16 protein-coding genes are annotated in these 25,554 nt (G+C 74.6%); 6 read left to right on the forward strand and 10 right to left on the reverse strand.

The window, feature by feature from the left end; genetic code table 11:
• Positions 1-6: 6 nt before the first annotated feature.
• Entirely contained in the window at positions 7-1,059 is a 1,053-nt protein-coding gene (mtnA, locus tag BJ999_RS27245) for an S-methyl-5-thioribose-1-phosphate isomerase (RefSeq protein WP_179835908.1), read from the reverse strand.
• 144 nt (positions 1,060-1,203) lie between these two features.
• Between mtnA and BJ999_RS42410 the strand changes: the two genes are divergently transcribed.
• The 4 genes from BJ999_RS42410 to BJ999_RS27265 all read left to right on the forward strand — a co-directional run bounded on the left by BJ999_RS42410 (position 1,204) and on the right by BJ999_RS27265 (position 8,992).
• Entirely contained in the window at positions 1,204-2,010 is an 807-nt protein-coding gene (locus tag BJ999_RS42410; RefSeq protein WP_179835909.1) for a hypothetical protein, read from the forward strand.
• Positions 2,007-3,530: a DNA polymerase Y family protein gene (locus tag BJ999_RS27255; protein WP_179835910.1), complete on the forward strand. Its 1,524-nt coding sequence runs from the start codon at positions 2,007-2,009 to the stop codon at positions 3,528-3,530. The genes BJ999_RS42410 and BJ999_RS27255 overlap by 4 nt, the downstream gene beginning before the upstream one ends.
• A gap of 33 nt (positions 3,531-3,563) precedes the next feature.
• Positions 3,564-6,833, forward strand: a complete 3,270-nt coding sequence (locus tag BJ999_RS27260) for an error-prone DNA polymerase (RefSeq protein ID WP_179835911.1) — start codon at positions 3,564-3,566, stop codon at positions 6,831-6,833.
• Positions 6,834-6,961: 128 nt separating this feature from the next.
• On the forward strand, positions 6,962-8,992 hold the full coding sequence (locus tag BJ999_RS27265; RefSeq protein WP_179835912.1) for a protein kinase domain-containing protein: 2,031 nt from the start codon (positions 6,962-6,964) through the stop codon (positions 8,990-8,992).
• 21 nt (positions 8,993-9,013) lie between these two features.
• On the opposite strand, the gene BJ999_RS27270 is transcribed toward BJ999_RS27265, so the two are convergent.
• The gene (locus BJ999_RS27270) at positions 9,014-9,940 is read right to left on the reverse strand and encodes a Ppx/GppA family phosphatase (protein WP_179835913.1); all 927 of its coding nucleotides are present in this window, start codon (positions 9,938-9,940) and stop codon (positions 9,014-9,016) included.
• A gap of 64 nt (positions 9,941-10,004) precedes the next feature.
• On the opposite strand from BJ999_RS27270, the gene BJ999_RS27275 reads away from it, so the two are divergent.
• Positions 10,005-10,433 (forward strand): PH domain-containing protein, encoded by a 429-nt coding sequence (locus tag BJ999_RS27275; RefSeq protein ID WP_179835914.1) that lies wholly within the window; start codon positions 10,005-10,007, stop codon positions 10,431-10,433.
• 1 nt (position 10,434) lies between these two features.
• Here BJ999_RS27275 and BJ999_RS27280 read toward each other — a convergent pair whose 3' ends face one another.
• The gene (locus BJ999_RS27280) at positions 10,435-11,340 is read right to left on the reverse strand and encodes a ribokinase (RefSeq protein WP_229810512.1); all 906 of its coding nucleotides are present in this window, start codon (positions 11,338-11,340) and stop codon (positions 10,435-10,437) included.
• A gap of 39 nt (positions 11,341-11,379) precedes the next feature.
• Positions 11,380-11,598 carry a hypothetical protein gene (locus BJ999_RS27285; RefSeq protein WP_179835915.1) on the reverse strand — a complete coding sequence of 73 codons (219 nt, stop codon included), beginning with the start codon at positions 11,596-11,598 and terminating at the stop codon, positions 11,380-11,382.
• 116 nt (positions 11,599-11,714) lie between these two features.
• Between BJ999_RS27285 and BJ999_RS27290 the strand changes: the two genes are divergently transcribed.
• Positions 11,715-12,518, forward strand: a complete 804-nt coding sequence (locus BJ999_RS27290) for an SAM-dependent methyltransferase (protein ID WP_218935258.1) — start codon at positions 11,715-11,717, stop codon at positions 12,516-12,518.
• A gap of 12 nt (positions 12,519-12,530) precedes the next feature.
• Here the strand turns inward: BJ999_RS27290 and BJ999_RS27295 are convergent, their stop codons facing one another.
• From BJ999_RS27295 to BJ999_RS27320, 6 genes are all read right to left on the reverse strand, one after another.
• Positions 12,531-13,322, reverse strand: a complete 792-nt coding sequence (locus BJ999_RS27295; RefSeq protein WP_179838851.1) for an aldo/keto reductase — start codon at positions 13,320-13,322, stop codon at positions 12,531-12,533.
• A gap of 139 nt (positions 13,323-13,461) precedes the next feature.
• A complete protein-coding gene (locus tag BJ999_RS27300) occupies positions 13,462-13,914 on the reverse strand; it encodes a MarR family winged helix-turn-helix transcriptional regulator (protein WP_179835916.1) in 453 nt (150 codons plus the stop codon).
• Positions 13,915-14,012: 98 nt separating this feature from the next.
• Positions 14,013-17,207 carry a family 78 glycoside hydrolase catalytic domain gene (locus BJ999_RS27305; RefSeq protein ID WP_179835917.1) on the reverse strand — a complete coding sequence of 1,065 codons (3,195 nt, stop codon included), beginning with the start codon at positions 17,205-17,207 and terminating at the stop codon, positions 14,013-14,015.
• A 75-nt stretch (positions 17,208-17,282) separates the two neighbouring features.
• Positions 17,283-19,325 (reverse strand): alpha-L-rhamnosidase-related protein, encoded by a 2,043-nt coding sequence (locus tag BJ999_RS27310; protein ID WP_179835918.1) that lies wholly within the window; start codon positions 19,323-19,325, stop codon positions 17,283-17,285.
• Positions 19,326-19,416: 91 nt separating this feature from the next.
• Positions 19,417-22,371: a glycosyl hydrolase gene (locus BJ999_RS27315; protein ID WP_179835919.1), complete on the reverse strand. Its 2,955-nt coding sequence runs from the start codon at positions 22,369-22,371 to the stop codon at positions 19,417-19,419.
• A complete protein-coding gene (locus BJ999_RS27320) occupies positions 22,368-25,547 on the reverse strand; it encodes a family 78 glycoside hydrolase catalytic domain (protein ID WP_179835920.1) in 3,180 nt (1,059 codons plus the stop codon). Before BJ999_RS27320 ends, BJ999_RS27315 begins: the two co-directional genes overlap by 4 nt.
• Between the last annotated feature and the right edge of the window lie 7 nt (positions 25,548-25,554).

A 25,554-nucleotide genomic window follows, 5' to 3' on the forward strand; every position in this document is an offset into this window, starting at 1 on the left:
CCCGCGCTAGTACCGGCCCCGGCCGGATCCGGCGGCGGCCCGCCGGGCGGGCGTCGCGCCCGCCGCGACCTCCAGCACGCCCGTCTCGGTGACCAGCGCGGTCACGAGGCGGGCGGGAGTGACGTCGAACGCGGGGTTGAACGCGCCCACCCGGTCCGGGGCGGTCCGCGCGCCGCCCCAGGCCAGGATCTCCCCGGCGTCGCGCTCCTCGATCGGCACGCCCGCGCCGTCGGGGAGCGCGAGGTCGACCGTGCTCCACGGCGCGGCGACCACCAGCGGGATCCCGGCCTCCCGGCAGGCCAGCGCCACGCCGACCGAGCCGATCTTGTTGGCGGTGTCGCCGTTGGCGGCGATCCGGTCGGCGCCGATGACCGCGACGTCCACCAGGCCGCGCAGGACGGTGCTCGGCGCGGCCCCGTCCGCCTGCACCAGGCAGGGGATGCCGGCCTGGTCGAGCTCCCACGCGGTGAGCCGCGCGCCCTGCAGGAGGGGGCGGGTCTCGTCCGCGTAGACGAGCTCGACGCGTCCCCGGCCGTGCAGTTCCCGGACGACGCCGAGGGCCGTCCCCCAGCCGGCGGTGGCGAGCGAGCCGGCGTTGCAGTGCGTCAGGACGCGCAGGGGCCGGTCCCCGACCCGGGCGAGGATCCAGTCGGCGCCGAAGGCCCCGATGGCCCGGTTGCCGCGCACGTCCTCGTCCAGCAGGGCCTGGGCCTCGGCCGCCACCGCGTCGGCGCCCCGCGGAACGAACGGCAGGACCCGGTCCACCCCCGCGGCCAGGTTCACCGCCGTCGGGCGGGCCTCCCGGACGCGGGCGATCGCGGCGTCGCGTCCGGCGCCGTCCCAGCCCTCGCGCGCGGCCTGGCGGACCGCGATGGCGACGCCGAACGCGCCCGCCACGCCCAGCGCGGGGGCGCCCCGCACCACCAGCCGCCGGATCGCGTCCACGAGTGCGTCGACGTCCTGAACCGCGAGGAACTCCACCCGGTGGGGCAGGACGGTCTGGTCCAGCAGCCGCAGGGCGTCGCCCGTCCATTCGATGGTCGGCGCATCGATCGTCATGTCTCCATCATGCACAAAAATGCCGTGAAGCCCGCCCCTATCAGGCTTTCGGCGCTGCCGGCTCCGCCGCGTGACCTGCGACAACTTGACACAGTCGAACTTGTGTTCGAGATTTGTGCGGGAGGCGGTGAGAGGAGGGCGAGCGTGCCGGAGGCGGCCCTGCGGGATCTTGCGGCGGTGCTGGAGGACACCGGACCGGCGGCGCTCAAGGGCGCCGGAGCGGCGGCGCCGCACGCGACGGTGCCGGTGCTGCCCGCGCTGCGGACCGTGGTCCCCGGCGGCGGGCTGCGTCCAGGCTCGGTGGTCGGGCTTGACGGTCCCGGCGCCGCCTCTCTCGGCGTCGCGCTCGCCGCGGGCGTGTCCCGGCACGGCGGCGAGGACGGCGCCGGCGGCTGGTGCGCCGTCGTCGGCCTGCCCGGCTTCGGCGTGGCCGCCGCGGCGGGCATGGGCGCCGCGCCCGAGCGGCTGCTGCTCGTCGACGAGCCCGGCGACCACTGGCCGGACGTGGTCGCCGCCCTGGCCGAGGCCGTCGAGCTGGTCCTGCTGTGCCCGCCGGAGCGGCCCGGCGCCGCCGCGGTGCGCCGGCTGTCGGCGCTGGCCCGCAAGCACGGCTGCGTCCTCACGCTGACCGGCGCGTTCGCCCGCGACTGGCCCGGCACCCGGCTCCGCCTCCGCGTGGAGGACCCGGTCTGGGAGGGCCTGGCCGAGGGGCACGGCCGGCTCACCGGCCGCCGCGTCCAGGTCGTCGCCGAGGGCCGCGACGCCCCCGGTTCCGGCCGCCGCGCGGCCCTCTGGCTCCCCGCGGCCGACGGCACCGTCCGGCCGGTGGAGACCGCGCGGCCGCCGCTGGAACTCGTGCCCGGCTCCGTGGCCGCCGGCGCGCCCGTCCACCCGCGGCCGTCCGGCCCCCCGCCGCTCGTGCGGGTGCCGGCCGAGGAGGGGATCGCGTGACCAGGGTCCTCGTGGCGTGGTGCCCGGACTGGCCGGTCACCGCGGTCGGGATCGACGCGGCGGCACCGGGCGCCGTGGTCGTGCAGGGGCGGGTGGCGGCCTGCTCGGCGGCGGCGCGCGCCGAGGGGGTGCGGCGCGGGCAGCGGCTCCGCGACGCCCAGCGGCGGTGTCCCGAACTGGTGGTGCGCGAACGCGACACCGACGCGGAGGGACGGCGCTTCGAGGCGGTCGCGCAGGCCGTCGCGGAGCTGACGCCGCGCGTGGAGGTGGTGCGGCCGGGGCTCTGCGCGATCCCGGCGCGCGGCCCCGCCCGGTTCTACGGGGGCGAGGACGCGCTGCGCGTCCTGGTGCAGGACACGGTCGTCGAGGCCGGCCACGACTGCGGTTCGGGCGTCGCGGACGGGCTGTTCGCGGCCGAGCTGGCGGCGCGTGCGGGGCAGGGCGGCGTCGTGGTGCCCGAGGGCGGCGCGGCGGCGTTCCTCGCGCCGTACCCGCTGTCGGTGCTCGACCGGCCGGAGCTGGCCGACCTGCTGCGACGGCTCGGCGTCAATACCCTCGGCGCCTTCGCGGCGCTGCCGTCCGGGCACGTCGCGGGCCGGTTCGGCACGGACGGGGCGCTCGCGCACCGGCTGGCGCGGGGCGAGGAACCGCGCCCGCTCGCGCCGGTCCGCGCCGCCGCCGACCTGTCGGTGCGCGGCGGCTTCGACCCGCCCGCCGAGCAGGCGGAGCGGGTCGTGTTCGCGGCGAAGCGGCTCGCGGGCGAGCTGCACGAGGGCCTCGCGGCGGGCGGGCTGGCGTGCGTCCGGCTGGAGGTCGCGGTCGGGTTCGCCGACGGGCACGTCCTGCGGCGGCTGTGGCGGCACGACGGGCTGTCGGCGCTGGCCGTCGCCGAGCGGGTGCGGTGGCAGCTGTCGGCCCACCGGCCGGCCGGGCAGGACGGGGGCGGCGAGGACGGCTGGGGCGGCGTGACGTGGGTCGAGCTGGCGCCCGACCAGCTCGTCCCCGACCTCGGACGCCAGGAGGGGCTCTGGGGGCGCACCACCGTCACCGACCGCATCGCGCGGGCGGCCGACCGGATCCAGGCGCTGCTCGGCCACCACGGGATCGCGCGGCCCGTGCTGGTGGGCGGGCGCGGGCCGGGTGAGCGGGTCGTCCGCGTCCCGGTCGGCGACCTGGCCCCCGCCGAGCCGAGCGAGGGGCCGTGGCCCGGGAGCGTCTCCGGGCCCGCGCCGGCGGTCGTCCCGGCGGCGCCGGCTCCCGCCGAGCTGGCCGACGCGTCCGGCGCGGCGGTCGTGGTGTCGGCGCGGTGTGAGGTGTCCGCGCCGCCCGCGACGCTCTCCGTGCGCGGGCGTCCCGCCGCCGTGACCGGCTGGACCGGCCCGTGGCCGGCGGACGAGCGCTGGTGGGACCCGGCCGCCGCGCGCCGCCGCGCCCGGTTCCAGGTCACCACCGACGACGGCGCCGCCTACCTGCTCGCCGTCGAGGGCGGGCGCTGGCACGTCGAGGCGGTTTATGACTGAGCGGCCGTCCATGACCCATGGGCACCTCGGCTGATGGGATGGCACAATCCGCCGATCCCGTGGCGGGAGTTCGAGGAGCGGCTGTCGTGGCGGCCCGGCGAGCGGGCGCCCGAGCCGCCGCCGGAGCCGGCCGGCGCGCCCCGCCGCGCCGAGGCGGAGGTGCCGTGGGCGGAGCTGCACGTCCACTCCTCGTTCAGCTTCCTGGACGGTGCGAGCGACCCCGGGTCGCTGGTCGCCGAGGCGGCGCGGCTCGGCGTGCGGGCGATGGCGGTCACCGACCACGACGGGATGTACGGGGCCGTGCAGTTCGCGCAGGCCGCGCGCGAGGCCGGGATCGGCACGGTGTTCGGCGCGGAGCTGGGCCTCGGCCTGCCCGGGCCGCGGACCGGCGAGCCCGACCCCGCGGGCCGGCACCTGCTGGTCCTCGCCCGGGGCGCCCCCGGGTACGCGCGGCTCTGCTCGGCGATCACGTCCGCGCAGCTCGCGGGCGGGCGCAAGGGCCGTCCCGTGTACGACGTGGAGGCGCTGGCCGGTGCGCACGGCGGCCACTGGGCCGTCCTCACCGGCTGCCGGAAGGGCCCGGTCCCGGCCGCGCTGGAGGCGGGCGGCCCGGACGCGGCGGAACGGGAGCTGCGCGAGCTGGTCGGCGCCTACGGCCGCGAGAACGTGTTCGTCGAGCTGGTCGACCACGACCAGCCCGACGACGACCTGCGCAACGACGCCCTGTTCGAGCTGGCGCGCCGGGCCCGGGTGGACGTGGTGGCGTCCAACAACGTGCACTTCGCCGCGCCCGGCGCCGACGCGCGGCTCGCGCAGGCCATGGCCGCCGTCCGGGCCCGGCGCGGCCTGGACGACATGGTCGGCTGGCTTCCCGCGAGCGGCACCGCGCACCTGCGCGGCGGCGCGGAGATGGCGAGACGGCTGGCCCGGTTCCCCGGAGTACGCGAGCGGACGGTCGCGCTGGCGGACGAGTGCCGCTTCGACTTCGACGTGGTCGCGCCCCGGCTGCCCGACTGGCCCGTCCCCGACGGGCACGACGAGGCGAGCTGGCTGCGGCTCCTGGTGAAGGAGGGCGCGCTCCAGCGGTACGGGCCGCCCGAGCGGGAGCGGATCTCCGGCGCCTACGAGCAGATCGCCCGGGAGCTGGACGTCATCGAGCAGCTCCGCTTCCCCGGCTACTTCCTGATCGTGCACGACATCGTGGAGTTCTGCCGGAGCAGGGGGATCCTGTGCCAGGGGCGGGGGTCGGCGGCCAACTCGGCGGTCTGCTACGCGCTCGGCATCACCGGGGTCGACGCCGTCCGGCACGGCCTGCTGTTCGAGCGGTTCCTGTCGCCCGGGCGGGACGGCCCGCCCGACATCGATCTGGACATCGAGCACCGGCGCCGCGAGGAGGCCATCCAGTACGTCTACGAGAAGTACGGGCGGGAGCGGACCGCGCAGGTCGCGAACGTCATCAGCTACCGCCCGCGCATGGCCGTCCGGGACGCGGCACGCGCCCTCGGCTTCTCCCCCGGCCAGCAGGACGCGTGGTCGAAGAGCATCGACCCGCGCGACCCGGTCGGGACGGAGACCGGCATCCCGGCGCCGGTGAGGGAACTGGCGGAGCGGATGCTGGCGCTCCCCCGCCACCTCGGCATCCACTCCGGCGGCATGATCATCGCGGACCGGCCCGTCGGGGAGATCTGCCCGATCGAGTGGGCGGCGATGCCGGGCCGCAGCGTCCTGCAGTGGGACAAGGACGACTGCGCTGCGGCCGGCCTGGTCAAGTTCGACCTCCTCGGCCTCGGGATGCTCGCGGCGCTGCACGACTGCTTCGACCTGGTGGCCGAGCACCACGGGCGCCGGCACGACCTCCAGTCGATCCCCCCGGACGACCCGGAGGTCTACGACATGCTGTGCGACGCCGACACGGTCGGGGTGTTCCAGGTCGAGTCGCGGGCGCAGATGGCGACGCTGCCCCGCCTCAAGCCCCGCGAGTTCTACGACCTGGTGGTGGAGGTGGCGCTGATCAGGCCGGGGCCGATCCAGGGCGGGTCCGTGCACCCCTACCTGCGGCGCCGCAAGGGCCTGGAGCCCGCCGAGTGCCCGCACCCGCTGATGGAGCCGGCCCTGTCCCGGACGCTCGGCGTGCCGCTGTTCCAGGAGCAGATGATGCAGCTCGCCGTCGACTGCGCGGGCTTCACTCCGGCCGAGTCCGACCAGCTCCGGCAGGCGATGGGCGCCAAGCGCGCCCCCGAGCGCGTCGAGCGGCTGAGGCGGCGGCTGCTCGACGGGATGGCCGAGCGCGGCATCCCGGCCCCCATCGCGGAGAGCGTGTACGAGAAGATCCTCGGCTTCACCGGGTTCGGGTTCCCCGAGTCGCACGCGCAGAGCTTCGCCCATCTGGTGTACGCGAGCGCCTGGCTGAAGCGCCACCACCCCGCCGCGTTCACCGCGGCCCTGGTGCGCAACCAGCCGATGGGGTTCTACAGCCCGCAGAGCCTCCTCGCCGACGCCCGGCGGCACGGTGTCGTGGTCCGGGGCGTGGACATCAACGCCAGCGGCGTCCATCCCACTCTGGAGGAGCCCGTCGAGGTCGACTCCGGCCATCCCCACGCGCCCGCCGCGCCGCAGCCGGCGATACGGCTGGGGCTGTCGGGCATCCGCAACCTGGGTGACGACACCGCCGAGGCCATCGCGGAGGGACGCCCCTACACGAGCATGGAGGACCTCGCCCGCCGCGTGCCGCTGTCGGCCGGTGCCCTGGAGGCGCTCGCCACGGCGGGCGCGTTCGACCGGTTCGGCCTGTCGCGGCGCGAGGCGCTCTGGGCGGCGGGCGCGCTGGCGGGTTCCGGACCGGGGCGGATCGAGGGCGTCACACCGGGCGCGTCCGCTCCCGCCCTCCCCGCCATGACGCCGATCGAGGAGACCCTCGCCGACCTGTGGGCGACCGGCGTCTCCCACACCCATCCGGTCGCGCACGTCCGGGAGGCGCTGGACGAGCTGGGCGCGCTGCCGTCCGCGCGGCTCGCGGGGACGCCGGGCGAGACCAACGTCGTCGTCGCCGGGCTCGTCACCCACCGGCAGCGCCCGCCGACGGCCGGCGGCATCGTGTTCATGACCCTGGAGGACGAGACCGGCATCATCAACGTGGTGTGCCCGCCGCAGGTGTTCCAGCGGCACCGCGGCCTCGCCGTCGACTCGCAGGCGCTGCTGGTCAGCGGCCGCCTGGAGCGCGTGGACGGGGTCGTGAACGTGCGCGCGACCCGGCTGCGACGCCTGCCGGTCCCCGGCCGCGTCCGGGCCCGGAACTTCCACTGAGACGAGATCGGACGGCCCGCGCTAGAACCTCACCGCCTCCTCTGTCATCGTATGGAGGCGTTGGGGCCGCGTGCCGCCGTGGGGCGGTCGCCAAGACGTGGCTCCGTGGGGGCGGAAGGTGAGACTCCATGGACGCGACCTCCCTGGGTGAGCTGCGGCCGGACGACCCCAGCCGGATCGGCCCGTACCGGATCGAGGCCAGGATCGGCGAGGGTGGGATGGGCGCCGTCTACCTCGGCCGCGACGCCGACGGGCGGGCCGTGGCGGTGAAGGTGGTGCGGGCCGAACTGGCGGGCGACAAGACGTTCCTCGCGCGGTTCCACGACGAGGCCGCCAACGCCCAGCGCGTCGCGTCGTTCTGCACGGCGCAGGTCCTGGAGCACGGCGAGGACCTCGGGCTCGCCTACATGGTGACCGAGTACATCGACGGGCCGTCGCTGCTCCAGCACGTCAGCGCGAACGGGGCGCTGTCGCCGGGGATGCTGCACGGCGTCGCGGTCGGCGTTGCCGCCGCCCTCGTCGCCATCCACAGCGCGGGCCTGGTGCACCGCGACCTGAAGCCGAGCAACGTGCTGCTGTCGATCTCCGGGCCGCGCGTGATCGACTTCGGGATCGCCCGCGCGCTGGACATGGCCTCCTCCCACACCCGGACCGGGCAGGTCGTCGGCACGCCCGGCTGGATCGCGCCCGAGCAGATCACCACGCAGCAGGTCACCCCGGCCGTGGACGTGTTCGCCTGGGGCTGCCTGGTGGCGTTCGCCGCCAGCGGGCGCAACCCGTTCGGGCAGGGCTCCTTCCAGATCATGGCGGCCCGCGCCGTGCACGCCGACCCCGAGATCGGCGACCTGCCGCCGTCGCTGGCCGGGCTCGTCCAGGCGTCGCTGCGCAAGGACCCCGCGCAGCGCCCGAGCGCCCGGGACCTGCTCCTGGCGCTGGTCGGCGGATCCGGCGAGGCCGCCGTGACGACCGAGCTGGGCGAGATGTGGACCTCCCCGCCCGCGGGGACCCCGGTGGTCCCGCCCGCCGCCGACCCGTCGGCCACGTCCCAGGACGTCCCGGCGCCGGTCCCGGTCCCGCAGCCCCGGCCCGAGACGCGGACCGAGCCCCGGACCGAGCCCCGGACCGAGCCGCGGACCGAACCCGTGTACGAGCGCCGTACCGACCCGCCCACCGCGCGGGGGTTCCCGGTGCCCCCGGCCAGGGGCCGGGGCCCGTCGCGGCGCAGTGTGTTCGCCGCGTCGACCGCTGCGGGGGTGCTGGTCGCGGGGATCGTGGCGGGCGCCGTCTACTACACCGGCCGGGAGTCCGGCGGCGCGCGGAACGCGTCGGCGGGCTCGGCGGCGTTCCCGACCACGCCGATGTTCGTCCGGATCGACACCGCGCCCGGGTGGCCGACGTCGTGCAACGCCGACATCGGCGTCTACCGGCCCGGCGACGCGTCCGCGAAGACGCTGGTGGGCGGGCCGAGCTGCGACGTCCTCCCCGAGCGGTCACCGGACGGCAAGCGCGTGGCGTTCACCAGGATGGGCGACAGGAGCGCCGAGGCCTGGGTGGTGAACGCCGACGGGTCCGGCGCCCGGAAGGTGACCGGCATCGTGCGCGGCACCCGCGTGACGTGGTCGCCCGACGGCGCCCGCCTGGCCTACATGGGCGAGAGGAACGGCGTCCGGCAGATCTTCGCCGTCGCCGTGGGAGGCGGCCCGGCCACCCAGCTGACCACGGACGGCTCGCTCAAGGACGACCCGATGTGGTCGTCGACGGGCAGGCTCGTGTTCTGGAGCAAGCGCGACGCCGACGTGGAGCAGATGTACAGCATGGACGCGGACCGGCCGGGCGGCGCCTGGACGCGGCTGAGCAAGGACGGCGTGCGCGCGGTCGACCCGGAATGGTCTCCCGACGGGTCCAAGGTCGCCTTCGTGCGGGGCCCGGCCACCGGGAGCAACATCTGGATCATGAATGCCGACGGGTCCGGCGCGCACGCGCTGACGTCCGGGACCGCGCGCGACATGGACCCGGCGTGGTCGGACGGCGGCCGCTGGCTCGCCTACGTGCGCGGCGCGGTCACCGACCCGGTGATCCGGGCCGTCCGCGCGGACGGCACCGGCGACCGCGCCGTCACGCCCGAGGGCGGGGTGCTCGGCCACCCGAACTGGTCGTGAGGCCGGTCCCGGTCCCCGCGCTCAGCCGGTGATCATGTCGAGGCGGCGCAGGATGACGCCCTCGCGCAGCGCCCACGGGCAGATCTCCAGCTCCGGCAGCTCGAACAGGTCCATCGCGGCGTCGGCGACGATCGCGCCCGCGAGCAGCTGGGGGGCGCGCCGCTCGGACACGCCTGGCAGCTCGGCGCGCTCGGCGGAGGGCATCGCGGCGAGCTTGTCGGTCCAGTCGGTGAGGGCCTCGCCGGCGAGGACGCGCCGCTGGTAGGGGCCGTCGGCCGTCGGGGCGGCGCCGCCGATCCGGGCGAGCTGCTTGAACGTCTTGGACGTGGCGACCGCGTGGTCGGCGGCCCCGTACCGGGCGACGTCCGCGACCCGCCGTGCGATCTCCGCGCGCACGTGCCGGCGCACGTTGCGGACCTCCTCGGCGGGCGGCGGGTCGGCGGTGAACCAGTCGCGGGTGAGGCGCCCGGCGCCGAGCGGCAGGGAGAACGCCGCGTCCGGCTCCTCGTCGATGCCGGAGGCGACCTCCAGCGAGCCGCCGCCGATGTCCACCACCAGCAGCCGTCCCGAGGACCAGCCGAACCAGCGCCGGACGGCGAGGAACGTCAGCCGTGCCTCCTCCTCGCCGGACAGCGCCCGGATGTCGATCCGCTTGTCCTCGCGGATGCGCGCCAGCACGTCCTCGCCGTTGGAGGCCTCCCGGACGGCGGAGGTGGCGAACGCGACCAGGTCCTCCACGCCCTTGTCCTCGGCGATCTGCAGCGCCTCGTCGACGAAGTCGCGCAGCAGCGTCTCGCCCTCTTCGGAGAGCCGCTCCCCGTCCAGATGGTCGGCGAGCCTGAGGTCGGCCTTGTGGGAGTACGCGGGAAGGGGCCGCGCGCCCTGATGAGCGTCCACCACCAGGAGATGCACCGTGTTCGAACCCACGTCCAGCACACCGAGTCGCATGGCCCGACGCTATCGGACCGATCCATGGCGCGGGCAGGCCCCGGCTGCGGCTAGGGTCGGCGGCATGGAGCCGGGTCAGGAGCGGCGGTGGCGCGTACCGCCAGGTCATGTGGTGGTCAAGTGCGCCGCCGCGGCGGCCGTCACGGCGCTGCTCGTGCTGTACGCCCACGACCCCCAGTTCCGGTTCCTGGCGGGCGCGGCGGCGATCGGCCTGAACGTGCTCGCGCTGCGCGACCTGATCGCCCCGGTCCGGCTCGCCGCCGACGGCGACGGCCTCACCGTCGTGACCGGCTACGCCAGGCGCCACCGCCTGCGCTGGGACGAGGTGGTCTGCATCCGGGTGGACGAGCGGCGCCGGCTCCTGCTGCACACGCGGATCCTGGAGATCGAGACCGCCGACGACCTGTACCTGCTCAGCGCGTTCGACCTGGGCGCGGACGTCCACGACGCCGCCGACGAGCTGTACCGGCTGCGCGCCCGCACCGACCGGTGACCTAGAGGGCGGGCAGGTCGTCCGGCGTGGGGAACGAGCTCTGCGCACCGGAGCGGCGGACGGCGGCCGCGCCGGCGCGGGTGGCGTAGCGGGCCGCGTCCCGCAGGGAGTCGCCGCGGGCGAGGCGCAGGCACAGCGCGGCGGTGAAGGCGTCCCCGGCGCCCGTGGTGTCGACCGCCTCCGACCGCGGGGACGGAAGGGCGGTCGTGCCCCGCCCGTCGGCGACGACGACGCCGTCGGCGCCGACCGTGACCGCGACCGAGCGGGGCCCGGACCCGGCGAGCGCCGCCGCCATCCGCCCGGGGTCGCCGTCCCCGCCGAGCAGGAAGGCGGCCTCGTGCTCGTTGACGACGAGGGGGTCGCAGAGGGCGAGCAGCTCGTCCGGCACGGGCGCGGACGGCGAGAGGTTGAGCACGACCCGGCGGCCCGCCCGGGCGGCGACGCCGGCGGCGGCCTCCACCGCGGGCAGCGGCACCTCCATCTGGAACGACACGACCGGGGCGCTCTCTATCAGCGCGCGGGCCGCCTCGACGTCGGCGGGGCCGAGCCGGGCGTTGGCGCCCGGCGAGACGATGATGCTGTTGTCGCCGTCCGGGCCGACCGTGATCAGCGCGACGCCGGTCGGGACGCCCGGCGTGGCCGCCAGGTGCGCGAGGTCCACGCCGTCGGCGGCCAGCGCGTCGCGCAGCAGGGCGCCGTGCCCGTCGTCGCCGACCCGGCCGACGATCGCGGCCCGGCCGCCGAGCCGCGCCGCGGCGACCGCCTGGTTGGCGCCCTTGCCGCCCGGGTGCGTGGCCAGGTCGGATCCGAGCACGGTCTCCCCCCGCGCGGGCCGCCGCTCCACGCCCACCACGAGGTCGGCGTTGAGCGATCCCACCACGGCGACGTCACACCTGCGCTGTCCCACCAGTAACCGACTACACGCGCGAGGGCGTTCGCGCAACCGCTAGCCCGAGCGCAGCTCCGCCAGGTCGACGACCTCGGCGAGATCCTCGACCGACGGGTAGTAGCCGCGGCCGACGGGCACGCCGTCCCGCGTCACCAGCAGCGCCGTGGCCCCCCGCACGCCGGCGAATTCCGCCCACGCCCGGTGCGCACCGGTCAGCCGCACCGCCGTCACCCGCAAGCCGCCGGGCCCCGTCCAGCTCCCCCGATCCTCCCCCATGCACGGAACGTTACGCTCGGTCGCACACAGTCACGATCTTGGGGTCTGCCGGCGGCCACCGGCCGGAGTGCCGCGTTCGTGTTGCCGCGCGGGGGCGGTTGTCCGATCATGACCCGGTGACCGACTTCTCGGACGGCGCCTCCGCCGGTCTCGACACGTCCTCGCCCAACGTGGCGCGGATGTACGACTACTGGCTCGGCGGCAAGGACAACTTCGCCGCCGACCGGGAGGCCGCCGAGCGCGTGGTGAAGATCTCCGAGGGGCGCGTCGTGCGGGGCGTCCGGCTCAACCGCGCCTTCCTCGGCGGCGCGGTGCGGGACGCCGCCGAGGCCGGCCTTCGGCAGTTCCTGGATCTCGGGTCGGGACTGCCGACGCGGGAGAACGTGCACGAGGCCGCGACGCGGGCCCGCCCGGACGCGCGGGTCGTCCAAGTCGACAACGACCCGGTCGTCTGCGCGCACGGCCGCGCCCTGCTCGCCGACGCGGGGAACGTCGGGTTCGCCGAGGCCGACCTGCGGCGGCCGGACGACGTCCTCGGCCATCCGGTCGTCGCCGGCCTGCTCGACTTCTCCGAACCGGTGGCGCTGCTCCTGGTGTCGGTGCTGCATTTCGTGGACGACGCGGAGGACCCGCACGCGCTCGTCGCCCGCTACCGGGACGCGCTGGCGCCCGGCAGCCGGCTGATCCTTTCGCACCTGGCCTCGGACGCCTTCCCCGAGCGGATGGCGGAGGCCGAGCGCGTCTACGAGGGCGCCAGCGCGCGGCTCGGCGCCCGTCCCCGCGCCCGGATCCTGGAGTTCTTCGACGGGTTCGACCTGCTGCACCCGGGGCTCACCGGGCCGCGCGAATGGCTGGACGGGGGCGTCAGAACCGACGGAGAGCGGTTCGCCGGGCTCGTCGGCGTCGGAGAGCTGCGCTGATCCTGGAGCCGGCTAGTCCGTCTCGAGCGTCGCCGGGTCGGGCCCGAACCGGATGCCCTTGTCCATCTCGCCGAGCGTCTTCAGGTCGTCCGGCGTCAGCTCGAAGCCGAAGACGTCGATGTTCTCGGCGATCCGGGACGGCGTCGCCGACTTCGGGATGACCACGTTCCCGATCTGCAGGTGCCAGCGGAGCACGACCTGCGCGGGGGTGCGGCCGTGGGCTCGGGCGATGCGGTCGAGCGCGGGGTCGTCCAGCAGCCCGTGCCCCTGCCCGAGCGGCGCCCACGCCTCGGTGCGGATGCCGTGGTCCCGGTGGAAGGCGCGCATTCCGTCCTGCTGGAAGTACGGGTGCAGCTCGATCTGGTTGACGGCGGGGACGACGTCGGCCTCGTCGATGACGCGCCGCAGCGTCGGCACGGTGAAGTTGGAGACGCCGATCGACCGGACCCGCCCGTCGTGCTTCAGCCGCTCCAGCGCCCGCCAGGTCTCCAGGTACAGGTCGCGGCCCGGCATCGGCCAGTGGATCAGGTAGAGGTCGAGGTACTCCAGGCCGAGGCGGCGCAGGCTCGCGTCGTAGGCGCGCATCGCGTCGTCGTAGCCCTGCTCGCTGTTCCAGACCTTGCTGGTGACGAACAGCTCCTCGCGCGGCAGTTCCGAGGCGCGCAGCGCGCGCCCCACGCCTTCCTCGTTGCCGTAGGCGCTGGCGGTGTCGATGCTGCGGTAGCCGTTCCGCAGGGCGATCGTCACGGCGCTCTCGGCCTCGTCGTCGCCCACCTGGAAGACCCCGAAGCCGAGTTGCGGCATCGCGGTCCCGTCGATGAGATCCACGTTCGGTACGGTCACGGTGTCCCTCCTTCCTCGACTGTGTGCCGTGCGCTCTCCTGCCCGGAGACGTGCCGCCAAACATGGCCGGGCCGCTCGCGCGCCCGGCCCGCGGGCGGGGCTAGGCGCCCCGGTTCCAGTCGCTCTGGGACCGGGCGACCTCGACGAGCGCCTCCTTGAAGACGCCGAAGCGCTCGTCGCCGAGGGCCCGCCGGTGGCGGTCCTCGATGCCGGAAAGGATCGCGCGGGCCTTGGTGATCTCGTCGCGGCCGCGCTCGGTGGGCACGACCCGCTTGGCGCGGCGGTCGCCCGGATCGGGTTCTCGGCGGACGTATCCGAGCTCCACCAGCTCGTCCACGATCGTGCCGACGATCTGCTTGTGCTGCCCCGAGCGGGCCGACAGCTCGGTCGCGCGCAGGCCCTCCGGTTCGAGGAAGGCCAGGACGGTGCCGTGGCGCGGCCGGACGCCGGGGTGCCCCTCCTCCGCGAGCCGGCGGAACAGCTCCTCCTGGAGCGCCCGCGTCAGCCGACCCGCCAGCATGCCCAGGTCGGGCTCCCCTCGCCCGGCGTCCATGCGTTCCCCCTCCGATGCACTACGGTCAAGATCCTTGACTGTCAATAACCGTGACAGTAGCGCACCGGAGGGCGGACGCGAACCGGCTCATCCGGCCGTCAGGACACGCTCCCCTCGAAGGTCCAGTCGCCCGAGCCGACCTCGAAGACGGCGCGGCCGTTCTGGACGCCGATCCACGTGGCCTCCTTCGGCGCCTTCGGCCTCGCGGATCCGCCGAGGAGCGGGTACTCCACGCGGGCCCGCGTGCTCGGCGGGACGGTGACGTCCATGCGGAGCTTCTTGCCGGTGCGGCGCCACGAGGACGCGGCGTGCCCGCGCGGCGTCTCGTAGGTCGCGGCGGCGCGGGTGACGTCCCCGACGACCGCCGGCCGGACGAGGAGCGTCGCGAACCCGATCGAGTCGTCGGTCTGGCCGAGCCCCGCGAGGCCGGCGTGGAACCATTCGTCGATCGCGCCGAGCATGAAGTGGTTCTGCGAGGCGCCCGAGGTGGGCCCGTCCCAGTTCTCGGTCAGCGAGGTCGCGCCGTGCACGACCTGGTAGCCGTAGCTGGGGTTGCCGGTCTGGGTCGCGACCGCGTGGATGACGTCGTCGCGCCCTGCGGCGGACAGCACGTGGAACACCGACGGCAGCGCGATCTCACCGACCGTCAGGTGGTAGCCCTTCGCCTCGATGCTCTTCACCAGGTGGGCGAGGACGGCGTCCCTCCTGCCCGCCGGGACGACGCCCATGTCGAGGGCGAGGGCGTCGCACGCCTGGCTGCCGGACCCGTAGGTGTCGCCGGTGGCGTACTTCGCGTCGAACGCCGAGCCGATCTCCCCCGCGAGCGTCTCGTAACGCGCGGCGTCGGCGCCCTTTCCGACGACCTTGGCGATCCGTGCGAGGGCGGTGACGGCGCGGTGGTACCCGAAGGTGGCGGTCACCCCCTTCGGGGTGCTGTCGTCGAAGGTGATCCAGTCACCGAGGCCGTAGTCGAGCAGGTGCCCCTTCGCCTTGGCGGACAGGTAGTCCACGTAGCGGACCATGTTCGGGTAGTAGGTGCGCAGCGTCGCCTCGTCGCCGTACGCGCGGTACATCTGCCAGGGCGCGAACACGATGACGTTGCCCCAGTTGGGGTCGTCCCTGAACCCGCCGGAGAACACCGTGAACTCGGGCGCGATGTCGGGGACGAGACCGTCCGCGGTCTGGGCCTCGGCTATGTCGCGGACGAGTTCGCCGTAGTAGGCGGTGACGTCGTAGTTGCGGGCGACGGCGGGGAACACCAGGTTGGCCTGCTCCAGCCAGCCGAGCTTCTCGCGGTGCGGGCAGTCGGTGAGGACGGAGTACATGTTGCTCTGCACGGCCCGGTCGATGATCTTGTGGATGTCGTTGAGGAGGCCGTGCGAGCTGGTGAACGAGCCCGCCCTGGCGTTGCCCGCGCGCAGGACGATCCCGGTGACCGTGCCGTCGTCCGGCTCCCCCGGCAGCCCTTCGAGCTGCAGGTAGCGGAAGCCGTGGTAGCAGAACCGGGGATGCCACGTCTCGGTGCCGTCGCCGGAGAGGGTGTAGGTGTCCCAGATGGGCGAGCCGGTGGTGTGCTGGCTGACGGTCCCGTCGGCGTTGAGGAGCTCGCCGGGGCGCATCGTCACCTTCGTCCCGGCCGGGCCGCTGACGCTCAGCCGCGGCCAGCCCGCGAAGTTGGTGCCGAGGTCGACGACGTGGACGCCGTCTTTCGGGCTCGTGATCTTCTTGGTGCGCAGGGTGCCGACGGGGACGATCGCCGGCGCCATGCGGGCGGCGAGCCGGGCGGTGGGCGCGGCGACGCGCACCGCGGCCGTCCAGTCCCGCCGGGTACGGCGCGCGTCGTGGTCCTCGCCGCCGTACCAGTTGGTGAACGTGGTCGCGCCGAGCGCCGTGCGCCAGGACGCGTCGGACGTCACGACCTCGCGCGACCCGTCGGTGTAGGTGATCTCCAGCTGGCCCAGGAAAGCGGGTCTGCCGTCCGACCGGGTCAGCTTCTCGTAGCGGCCGGGCGTCGGCGGCACGTGCGCCATGCCGGTGCCCAGTTCCACCTCGACCGTGTTGCCGCCCCGGTGGAGCAGGCCGGTCACGTCGTAGGTGGTGTAGACGATCCGTTCCTTGTACTTGCTGTAGGGCGGTTCGAGGACGGCGTCGCTCACGGGCCGCCCGTTCACGGTGACGTCCAGGACGCCCAGCGCCGTGGCGTAGAGGCGGGCCGCGCGGACGCGCCTGCCGATCGTGAACTCGCGCCTGAAGACGGGCAGGGCCTCGGGCTGCCGGCGCAGCGGCGGCGGCGCCTGCTGTCCCTCGACCGTGGCGGCCGTGTCGAACGCCGTGCCGTCGCTGGAGGTCTGGACGGTGAAGTCCTCCGGGAAGTTGGGGGTCCTGCCGTCGTCGGTCGTCTCGTCGGTGCGCGGGTAGAGCAGCACCCGGTCGAACCGCTGCTCCCTGCCGAGGTCGATCTGGACCCAGATGGGCGCGTCGAGGGCCTGGTCCTTGCGCTCCAGGCTCGTGTAGCCGAAGGGCGCGGCGTCGCTGGTGAGGTTGCCGTCCGTGACGGCCTTCGGCTCCCACTGGCCACCGACGGTGTAGCTCTCCGACGCGGTGACCGGCGCCTTCGCCGCCAGGTTCGGGCCGGACGCCCCGTCGAGCACCTGGACCTCGGCGAGCTGGAGCCGCGACACCTTGTAGGGCCAGCCCTCCTTGAGCGGCAGCCCCAGCCGGGTCACGTCCAGCCGGACGTACCGGGCGGTGCGGGCGGCGAACGCGACCGTCGCGGGCGCGGGCTCCGGGTCGGCCGACCACACCGCGTTCCCGATCCACCCGGCCGTCCAGTCGGCGGGGGCGAGGAGGCCCATCTCGAAGTGGGACGGCTCGCTCCACGCGGACGCGCGGCCCTGCCCGTCCCACACCCGGACCTGCCATGAGGCCCGCTGCCGGGATTTCAGCGCGCGTCCCGCGTACACGGTCGAGACGGCACCCCCGGCGACCTTGCCCGAGTCCCACAGGTCGGGGCGGGCGAGGCGGGCGTCCGCGCTCGCCACCCGCACCTGGTAGGCCGTCTGGACGGCGTCGCGCGGCCCGGCGGCGAAACGCCAGCCGAGCGTCGGCGCCGTGTCGTCGATGCCGAGCGGCGACGGCAGATGGTCGACCCGCAGGTCGATGGGGCGCAGCGCCCAGTGCGGGGCGGCCGCGGGCGCCGCGAGGGCGGGCGCCGCGACCGCGCCGCTCGCCGTGACCGCCGCGGCGGCGACACCGCCGGCCTGGACGAACCTTCTGCGCGACAACTCGTTCATGCTGGGCTCCTCAGGGGTGGGTGGAGCGGAGGGTGAAGTGAGCGGGAGGGACGGGGGCGGCAGGAGAGGTGGCGGTCATGCGCGGTCGCTCTGCAGGCGGTGCGAGCCGCGCAGGCCCTCGATGTACACGTACTCGCCGTCGGTGTGGACGCCCTTGGCGTGTGCGCGGGTGCCGTCCCAGACGAGGCGTCCGTCGACGCGGACCTCTATCCGGGCGCCGAACGTCGGCACGCCGGCGCGGCCGACGGTGGTTCCCGGAGCCTTCAGGTGCGCGGTGTACGTCCCGCCGGCGACCTTCCAGGAGGCGTCGACCGCGCCGACCGGCGTGGTGATGCGGCCTTGCGCGAACGTGAGGTCGGCCGGGTGCGGGACGAAGTCGAACGACCGTCCGCCCGTGCCGGTGGGGTTCAGGCCGAGCACGGAGAACGTGAGAGCCGGTGTCGGGCCCGTCGCCCAGGCGTGCGCGAGGCTGACGTAGGAACTGCAGAAGACGCACCCGTCCCCCGGGTTGCGGAACGACTCCCAGAAGGTGCTGCCGGTCCCCTCCGGGTGGTTCAGCATGTAGCCCCACTGGCGCCGGATGATGTCCATGCCGGCCTGGTCGGCGGCCTGGCCGCCGGCGGCGAAGTGGGCGTTCACCTCCATGGATCCGGAGAAGACACCGGGGTTGCCCTTGTTCTCGGGGGCGGTCGAGGTGATCTCGTTCCAGTTGCCCTTGAGGGACTCGCTGATGCGGCGCGCCTGCCGCCGGTCCGCAAGGCCGTACCAGACGGCGAGGGAGTTGTCCGCCTGCGGGTGGATCGTCGAGTTCGGATAGAACTTGTACGCGCCGACTGCCTCGTCCCAGAAGTTCGCGTTGATGGCGGTGCGGAGCGCGGCGGCCCGCTCGGCGTAGGACGCGGCCAGGGAGTCGTCGCCCTGCGCCTTGGCGAGCTGCGAGCCGGTGTCGAGGACGCGCCACATCAGCACGTTCGCGATGAGGTTCTCGCCCTTGGCCAGGATCCGGACGGAGTCGGACGTCCCGGTGATGGACACCAGGCCCTTGTCGTCCATCTTCCGGGTGATGAAGTCGACGCCCTTCCGGTACCGGTCCCAGACGCCGGACACCCAGCCCGTGTCGCCGGTGTAGCGGTAGTAGTCCCAGCTCGCGGCGAGCGTCCACAGGTGGTAGGTGTCCGAGCCCCACTTGTCCAGCTCGGGCCCGGCGTAGGGCAGCTCGCCGGTGTCGCGCTGGTGCTGGTAGACGACGGTGAGCGCGTTGCGGGCGGACTCGGTGTCGTTGAACGCCGCGTAGGCGCTCGGGATCTCGATGCCGAGGTCGCCGGGCCAGACCGTCCGGTCGCGCTTGGCGCCGTCCACGAGGATGGTGTCGCCGACGCCGATGTCGCCGGTGCTGTCCCACAGCGCCGCCGGGGGCCCCCAGACCCGGCCCGTCTTCGGGGAGATCGTGTTGAGCTGGACGGTGTAGGCGCCCGCGTACCAGATGCGGTTGAGCAGCTCGTCGCTCGAATAGAAGTAGTTCGCGTACTTCGACGGGTCCTTCATCGTCGGCGCGGGCGTGAAGTACAGCGACACCTTGTCCAGGTCGACCCGGCCGCCGGAGGACAGGAAGATCGTCAGGTAGCGGAAGCCGCCCCGGAGCAGTTCGGGGGGCGTGGTGTAGGACGTGGCGCCGTCGACGTCCACTGAGACGGCGCCGTCGCGGCTGCGGGGGCCTCCGGTCGAGGCGTCACTCGTCGTGTCCGCGTAGGTGGACGACTCGGAGAACGCGACGCCGACCTTCTGCGGGCCGTCCGACCCTGCGAAGTGCAGCGTGGTGAGTCCGCCGACCTCCTTGCCGAAGTCGAGCGTGACGGACGATCCGGCCCCGGCCAGGGTGGTCGTGCCGCCCTTCAGGACGGCGCCCGGGTCCGCCACGGTGCCGCTGGACCTGAAGACCGACACCGGGTGGAGCGTCCGTGACGAAGGGGAGAAGTTGTAGCGCTGCCACGGGGCCGCGTCGCGGCCCGGCTCGGCGTAGGCGGTGCCGAGCGGGGCCGCCTGGGCGGCGGTGAGGGCGGACAGCCCGAGAGCGACGGCGACTACGCCGCGGCGGCGCCTGGATACGCTGGTGTGCATGGGTTCCTCGCGATTCCGGTCTTGACGGGACAGGGGATGAGGGGTCCACCGTGCGGGAGGGCGGGCCAACGCCCTCCCGCACGTCCGGGGTTCAGCGGGCGGGGACCACCGCCTCGCCGTAGGGGACGAGCCGGACCGGCCCGATCAGCCCGTACCTCTGGCGGGACGCGCCGCCGTACACGCCGGGATCGGAGACGCGGAGCCGGTTGTTCAGCGTCGTGGCGACCTCGACCTCGATCGTGTTGGCGCCGCGGCGCAGCCAGGGGCCGATGTCCACGACCGGGACGATCACGCTGACCGGGAGCCGGTGGCCGTTGACGGTCACGCGGCAGGTGTCGAGGACCTCGCCGAGCTCCAGCACCGCGCCACCGCCCGTCCAGTCCACGGTCGTGCTGTAGGTGCCGATGCCGGAGACGTCCGCGAGTTCGGGGATGTCCGGCCACGGCTTGAGCCCGTCGAGCTCCAGGTCGTGCCGCTTCACGCCGTCCGGCGTCATGTCCTCCACCTGGAGCCGCCAGGAGGTGAGGGTCCGCGCCTCGGGCACGGGGCCGATCATCGTCCGCACGGTGCGGCCGCCGGGCAGCGTGGTGGAGTAGGCGCCGGCGGCCCCCGCGCGGGCGACCAGGCGCTGCCGGTCGACGCGGAGCTCGGCCTGCGAGGCGGTGGCGGACGGGGCCTCCCCGCCGCGCGCCAGAATGATCACGGTGGCCTCGGCGGGCTGCAGCGCCACCCGCAGCGTGATCGTCTCGCCCTCCTCGCGGTAGACGGCGACCCGCTCGGTCTCGCCCGTCCACAGGTCCAGCCGGTACGGGACGGCCTCGCGGTCGGACCGGGTGAAGGTGACCTCGTGGTCGATCGCGGCGACCGGCGGCTTGACCGTCTCGGCGTGCTTGCCGTTGCAGAGGTAGAAGTAGTCGGCGCGGCCGTCCCGCCGGTGGGCGGTGAGGAGCGTGGACGCCTCCGCGTAGGCGACCGTCGGGCGCAGGCCGAGGTCGGCCAGCGCCCCGGGCACGTCGGCCTCGGCGGCCACGACGCGGACGCGCGGCTGGGCGAACACCTGCGCGAGGACGGCGCGCAGCTGCTCGTTCTCGCCGTCGCGCGCCAGGCCGGGGACGGTCGCGGCCGACCAGTCGCCGAGGAACACCAGCGGCAGGCCCGCCTTCGTCAGCTTCAGCATGGTGCGGGCGGTGCCGAGCGGCAGCGTGCACTCGTTGCCACCGAAACGGTCGCCCTCGACGAACACGACCTTGTAGGCGGGACCGCCGGGGGCGAGCCGCCCGCCGGACACGGTCGCGGACGGCAGGTCGAGCAGCGGCGCGCTGATGAGCTGGTGCGTCCAGCCCAGCGGGACGCCGCTCTTGGTGAACCACCCGGCGCCGATACCGGTCTTGGTGTAGCCCTTCTGGCGGAACACGGCCACGTCGATGCGGCTCGTGCCGGCCTGCATGGCCAGGTGGACGCGCGCCAGGTAGCCGGCCACGTCGGGGGCGTGCCGCCAGGTCGGCTGGCGCGGCCCCCACGACTCGGAGAACCCGACGCCGCCGTTGTATGGGGTGAAGGCCGCGAATCCCGGCCACGCCGCCCCCGGCGCGGTGGCGTAGGAGAAGCCGTGCAGGACGGTCTGGTTGAGCCCGGCCGCATAGGCTCCGCCCATGGTGCGGAGGAACTTGCCCCAGGTGGTGTTGTAAGCGCCGCCCTGGTAGGCCCCCGCCTCGCAGGAGAGGACCTTCCGTCCCCCCATGTCGCGGCCTCCGGCGAGAGCGCGGTAGTCGTCCAGGTTCTTGAACCCGAGCGACTCGCCCTCCGGGACGTCCAGGATCGCGGCGGTGTGGATGGCGTCGGTCTCCAGCCCGTACGGCTGCGCGCGGTACTCCAGCCCGATCGAGTGCGCCCACTTCGCGATCGCCTCGAAGTGGAACTCGTTGAACAGGTCGGAGACCGTCTGCCAGAAGTCGTGGCGGACGTGGGCGGTGGTCGCCGCGTCGTAGGCGAACTTGGTGTTCTCCTTGAGGCGGACGATCACCGGCAGGTACGGCATGAGGTCGTAGCCGCGGCGGCGCCGGAACTCGGCGGGCAGGTCGGGCGTCCAGTTGAGCGCAGCCGTCTCCAGCTCGATCGAGTCCTCGAACAGCGTCGCGCCCGCCCGCCTGATCAGCTTGCGGATGTCGCGGGTGAGCAGGCGCGCTTCCCAGAACGCGGTGACGGCGCGGGTCCCGGCGCGGCTGAAGTGGTCGACGACGCAGCTGTCCGGGGAGGAGTGCGGGCCGGACTCCGGCCGCTGCCCGCTGCCGCGCCGCCAGTAGGAGAACAGCAGCCAGTCGCCGCCCTCCGGGGCCGTCCAGGTGATCCGCTCCCCCGTGACCCTCGAGGTCAGGTCGGTGAACGACGCGGGGTCTAGGCCGGTCTCCTTGCGGGTGTTGTTCGCGGCGGCGGTCCGCAAGGCGTGGACGGCGACGAGGTGCCGCCTCGTCACGCCGCCCTCGGGCGCGGTGACCGGCTCGGGGACCGGGCCGTCATGGGTGGCGCCGCCCGCGACGGGCACCGTCCCGTACGCCAGTTCCTGGACGGCCGCCTCGTCGTCCGGCGTGATCGTCGGAACGGCGGCGGGCCAGGCAGGGCCGATCGTCAGGTCGACGGTCACGCCGCGCCGCCCCGCCTGGTCGAGCGCGGCCTCCACGCCGGCGTTCCAGGCCGGGGTGCCCCAGCCGTGGCCCGCCGGGTCCAGGACGGACTTGTCGCGGATGCTGTGGTGCACCGCGACGATCTCCGCGCCGCCGAACCCGGCGTCCGCGATCTGGTCGATCTCGCGCCGGATCTCCGCCGGGTCGACCAGGCCGTCCGGCCACCACCAGCGGAACCGGGGCCGCACCGCCGCGCCGGGGCGGGCGAACCCGCCCGCCGCCGGCCCCGCAGGGAGGCCGGGCGCGGCCTCGGCGGCCGCCTCGCCCCCGAGGACCGGGCCCGCGCCCGCCACGACGGCGGCCGCGGCGCCGATCTGGAGTGCGCGCCTGCGGGTGAACCCCTGCCCCGTGCGTTCGTCGTTCACTGTCTTCTCCTGGTCACTGTGATGCGGCCGGAGCCGACCGGGCCGATGGTGAGGAGGCGGCCGGTGGCGTCCCGGCCTGTGGCGCGGGGGGCGCGGGCCTGGGGTCCGGTGACGCGGAACGCGCGGGGGTCGTCGTCGCCGAGCTCCACGACCACGCGGGCGACCGTGCCGGGCGGCACGTCCACGTCCAGGCGGTACCGCTCGCCGCGGTCGAGCGCGACGGAGACCGGGCCGCGGATCGTCGGGACCCGCCCGGAGATCCGGCTCAGATTGCCGGGACGCGGCCGGACCTCGATCTCGGCGGCTCCCGGCGCGGTGATCCGCACACCGAGGACATGGCGCGGGATGACGTTCGCGGGCGCCGAGCCCCAGGCGTGCGAGAACGTCATGTTGGGCTTGAGGGACGGGTCCCACGCCTCCGCCACGATGGTCGCGCCCAGGTCGTCCAGCATGTGCAGCCACGAGCTCATGCCGGTGGCCGTCATCAGCGCGATCGCCGCCTTGGCCTGGCCGGTGGCGAACAGGGCGTCCAGAAGGAACTGCGCGCCGTAGACGCTGACCTTCATGCCGCCGTCCGCGAGGGTTTCGCCGAGTGCGCGGACGACGGAATCGGGAACCGTGCCGGGCCCCGCTACGCCGAGCGCGACCGGGAACACGGTGGCGTGCTGCGCGCTGTGGGTGGTGCCCACTCCGTCGAAGAACCGCCCGTTGGACGCGTCGAGCAGCTTCTCCCTCATCGCCTTGGCCAGCGTGTCGGCGCGCCCCTGCCAGCTCGTGGCGTCGGCGGTCTTGCCGAGAGCGTTCGCGATGCCGGCCATGGCGGTGAACGCCGCGTACTGGCAGGCGTTCACGACCGTGTTCACGTCGGTGAACACGTACCCGTCACGATTGGACGAGGGCCAGTCGACCAGATCCTGGGTCGGCGAGCCGGGGTTCTTGTGGACGAGCCCGTCGTCGCCGAGGTGCGACGTCAGGTGCTTGGCCGCGAGGATCGCGTAGTCCGCGGCGAGCTGCTCCGGGTCACCGGTGTGCAGGTAGTCCTGCCAGGCGCACATGACGTTCATCAGCCGGTACTCGGTCGGCCAGGTGGGGTTGCGGGCAAGGTGGGCGTCGGACGCGCGGGCCAGCGCGAACGAGCGCTGCACCGCGTACTCGGACGCCTGGTTGATGAGCGCGTCGCCCTCGTAGGGGCCGCGTTCGCGTGTCGGCGTGTCGGTGTAGAGGTCGCCGCGCGTCGCCTCGATGGAGTACCGGCACAGCTCGTACACGCGGTCGAGGTCGGGGCTGGAGCTGGAGAACGACGCGTCGGAGTCGCGCCAGGCGGCCCGCCAGGCGCGTCCGGTGACGGCCTGCGACAGGTCGAGGGCGTCGTCGCAGATGAGCTGCGCGTAGCGAAACCCTCGGTAGCCCCAGTGCTCGATGGTCTGGAGGCCGTCGCGGAGCGTCCAGACCTCCTTGTAGGTGACGCCGGCGCGCAGCGCGTGCTTGACGGTCCCGTCGGCGTTCAGCTCCTCGCCGAGCCGGACCTCGACGGTCTGCCCGGCCCTGCCCCGCACGGACAGGCGCAGACCGCCCGCGATCTCCCGTCCGAGATCGACGAGCCAGGTGCCCGAGGAGACCTTCCGCACGGACGCGGGTCCGGTGTCGTGCAGCCCGACCGGTTCGACGAGCGCGGGCTCCAGTCCGTCGATGGCCGCCTTCACCGCCGCCGGTTCCCAGCCGGAGTCGTCGAAGCCGGGCCCCGTCCAGCCGGCCGGCTCCTGCCGCATGTCCCAGTACTCCTGGGGACCCACGTAGAAGCCTGAGCCGATCGTCCCGCCGTCGCGCAGCAGCCCGGCCTGGCGGCGCGCCTTCCACGCCGGGCCGCTGCCGACGGTGGTGGACGTCCCGTCGGCGTAGGTGACGACGAGCTCGGCGAGAAAGCGCTTGTCCTCGGTGGTGTACGCCAGGGCGGCGAGCGCGTTGCGCCGGCCCGGTTCCAGCGCCTCGGTCAGGTCGAAGGAGTGGTACTTCGGCGCCCCCGCCCCGCCTCGCATGGAGGCGAAGCCTGCCACCTCGCCGTTCACCCAGATCTTGGCCGGATACTGGCGGATGGCCGCCGGGGACTGGGCGGCGACATGGAGCACGGCGGCCGCGATCGGCTTGCGTTCCGGGACGAACTCGGTGCGCAGCAACGCCCAGTCGTCGTCGGGCGACCCGGCCGAGGACAGCGTCGACTGCCCCTTGGCGAGGGTCAGGGCGCCGCCGGCGACCGTGCCGGCGCCGAAGGTGCCGCGCCCGTCGGCGAAGTCCTCGTCGAGGATCGTTTCGCCGTCCGGGCCGGTGAAGGTGACGCGGTCCCACACGTTGGCCTCGGTGGAGCCGTTGCGCATCCCGACCGTGCCCGTCCGGTGCGTGGCGTCGGTGGCGGTGTCGACCTCGGCTCCGTCGACGGACGTCCGGAAGGTGGAGCCCGTCATCTCGACCGCCACGTCGTACCAGCGGCCCGTCTCGATGGGGATCGGGAGCCGCTTCTCCTCCAGAACCTGGTAGGCGCCGTTCACGCAGACGTGCTTCTTCAGGACGCCCGGAGATCCGGCGCGGAGCTGCCACAGGTAGTTGGCGCTCGACCCGGACGCCCGGAACCAGAGGCTCGCCGCGACCGAGGTGATCTGCAGCCGGGCCCTGAGCACGCCGTCGCCGGGTGCCCGCGCGGCCGTCGTCCAGATCGGCTCGGCGGACCACTCGCCGACGCCCGTGGCCAGCAGGGCGGGCTCGGACCAGCGGGACGCCCTGTGCCCGTCGAACGTCCGGACCCGCCACCAGTACGCCGTCCGCGGCGACAGCGCCGGGCCGCCGTAGGGCACGGCGACGGACGCCGCCGACGCGGCCTTCCCGCTGTCCCACGCGTGCGGGCCGTGCTCCAGGCGGGCCGGCGTGGTGGCGAACTGCACCTGGTAGTGCGTCTGCCTCGTCCCCGGGCCCAGGTCGGCGACCTGCCAGCTGAGCCTCGGCCGGGCCGTGACGCCGAGGCCGTCCGGCATCAGGGAGGTCAGCAGCCCGGACGGCGTCCGGGCCGCCGGCGACGACGCCGACGCGGCGCCGCCGGCGGACCCGAGGACGACCGTGCCCGCCACTCCGGCCACCGAAGCCCCGAGGAAGCCCCGCCGGCTCATCCCGCTCATTCGTTCGGTCATCGCCCGG

Origin of the sequence: Actinomadura citrea, from assembly GCF_013409045.1 — a bacterium.
Classification (GTDB): domain Bacteria; phylum Actinomycetota; class Actinomycetes; order Streptosporangiales; family Streptosporangiaceae; genus Spirillospora; species Spirillospora citrea.

What these genes read in the sequence shown, in the direction of transcription:
- BJ999_RS27295 (WP_179838851.1), bottom strand. Translation starts at nt 13,322, where the DNA reads ATGCCGCAACTCGGCTTCGGGGTCTTCCAGGTGGGCGACGACGAGGCC.
- BJ999_RS27300 (WP_179835916.1), bottom strand. Translation starts at nt 13,914, where the DNA reads ATGGACGCCGGGCGAGGGGAGCCCGACCTGGGCATGCTGGCGGGTCGG.
- BJ999_RS27305 (WP_179835917.1), bottom strand. Translation starts at nt 17,207, where the DNA reads ATGAACGAGTTGTCGCGCAGAAGGTTCGTCCAGGCCGGCGGTGTCGCC.
- BJ999_RS27310 (WP_179835918.1), bottom strand. Translation starts at nt 19,325, where the DNA reads ATGCACACCAGCGTATCCAGGCGCCGCCGCGGCGTAGTCGCCGTCGCT.
- BJ999_RS27320 (WP_179835920.1), bottom strand. Translation starts at nt 25,547, where the DNA reads ATGACCGAACGAATGAGCGGGATGAGCCGGCGGGGCTTCCTCGGGGCT.
- BJ999_RS27285 (WP_179835915.1), bottom strand. Translation starts at nt 11,598, where the DNA reads ATGGGGGAGGATCGGGGGAGCTGGACGGGGCCCGGCGGCTTGCGGGTG.
- BJ999_RS27270 (WP_179835913.1), bottom strand. Translation starts at nt 9,940, where the DNA reads ATGCGACTCGGTGTGCTGGACGTGGGTTCGAACACGGTGCATCTCCTG.
- BJ999_RS27260 (WP_179835911.1), top strand. Translation starts at nt 3,564, where the DNA reads ATGGGATGGCACAATCCGCCGATCCCGTGGCGGGAGTTCGAGGAGCGG.
- BJ999_RS27265 (WP_179835912.1), top strand. Translation starts at nt 6,962, where the DNA reads ATGGACGCGACCTCCCTGGGTGAGCTGCGGCCGGACGACCCCAGCCGG.
- mtnA (WP_179835908.1), bottom strand. Translation starts at nt 1,059, where the DNA reads ATGACGATCGATGCGCCGACCATCGAATGGACGGGCGACGCCCTGCGG.
- BJ999_RS27275 (WP_179835914.1), top strand. Translation starts at nt 10,005, where the DNA reads ATGGAGCCGGGTCAGGAGCGGCGGTGGCGCGTACCGCCAGGTCATGTG.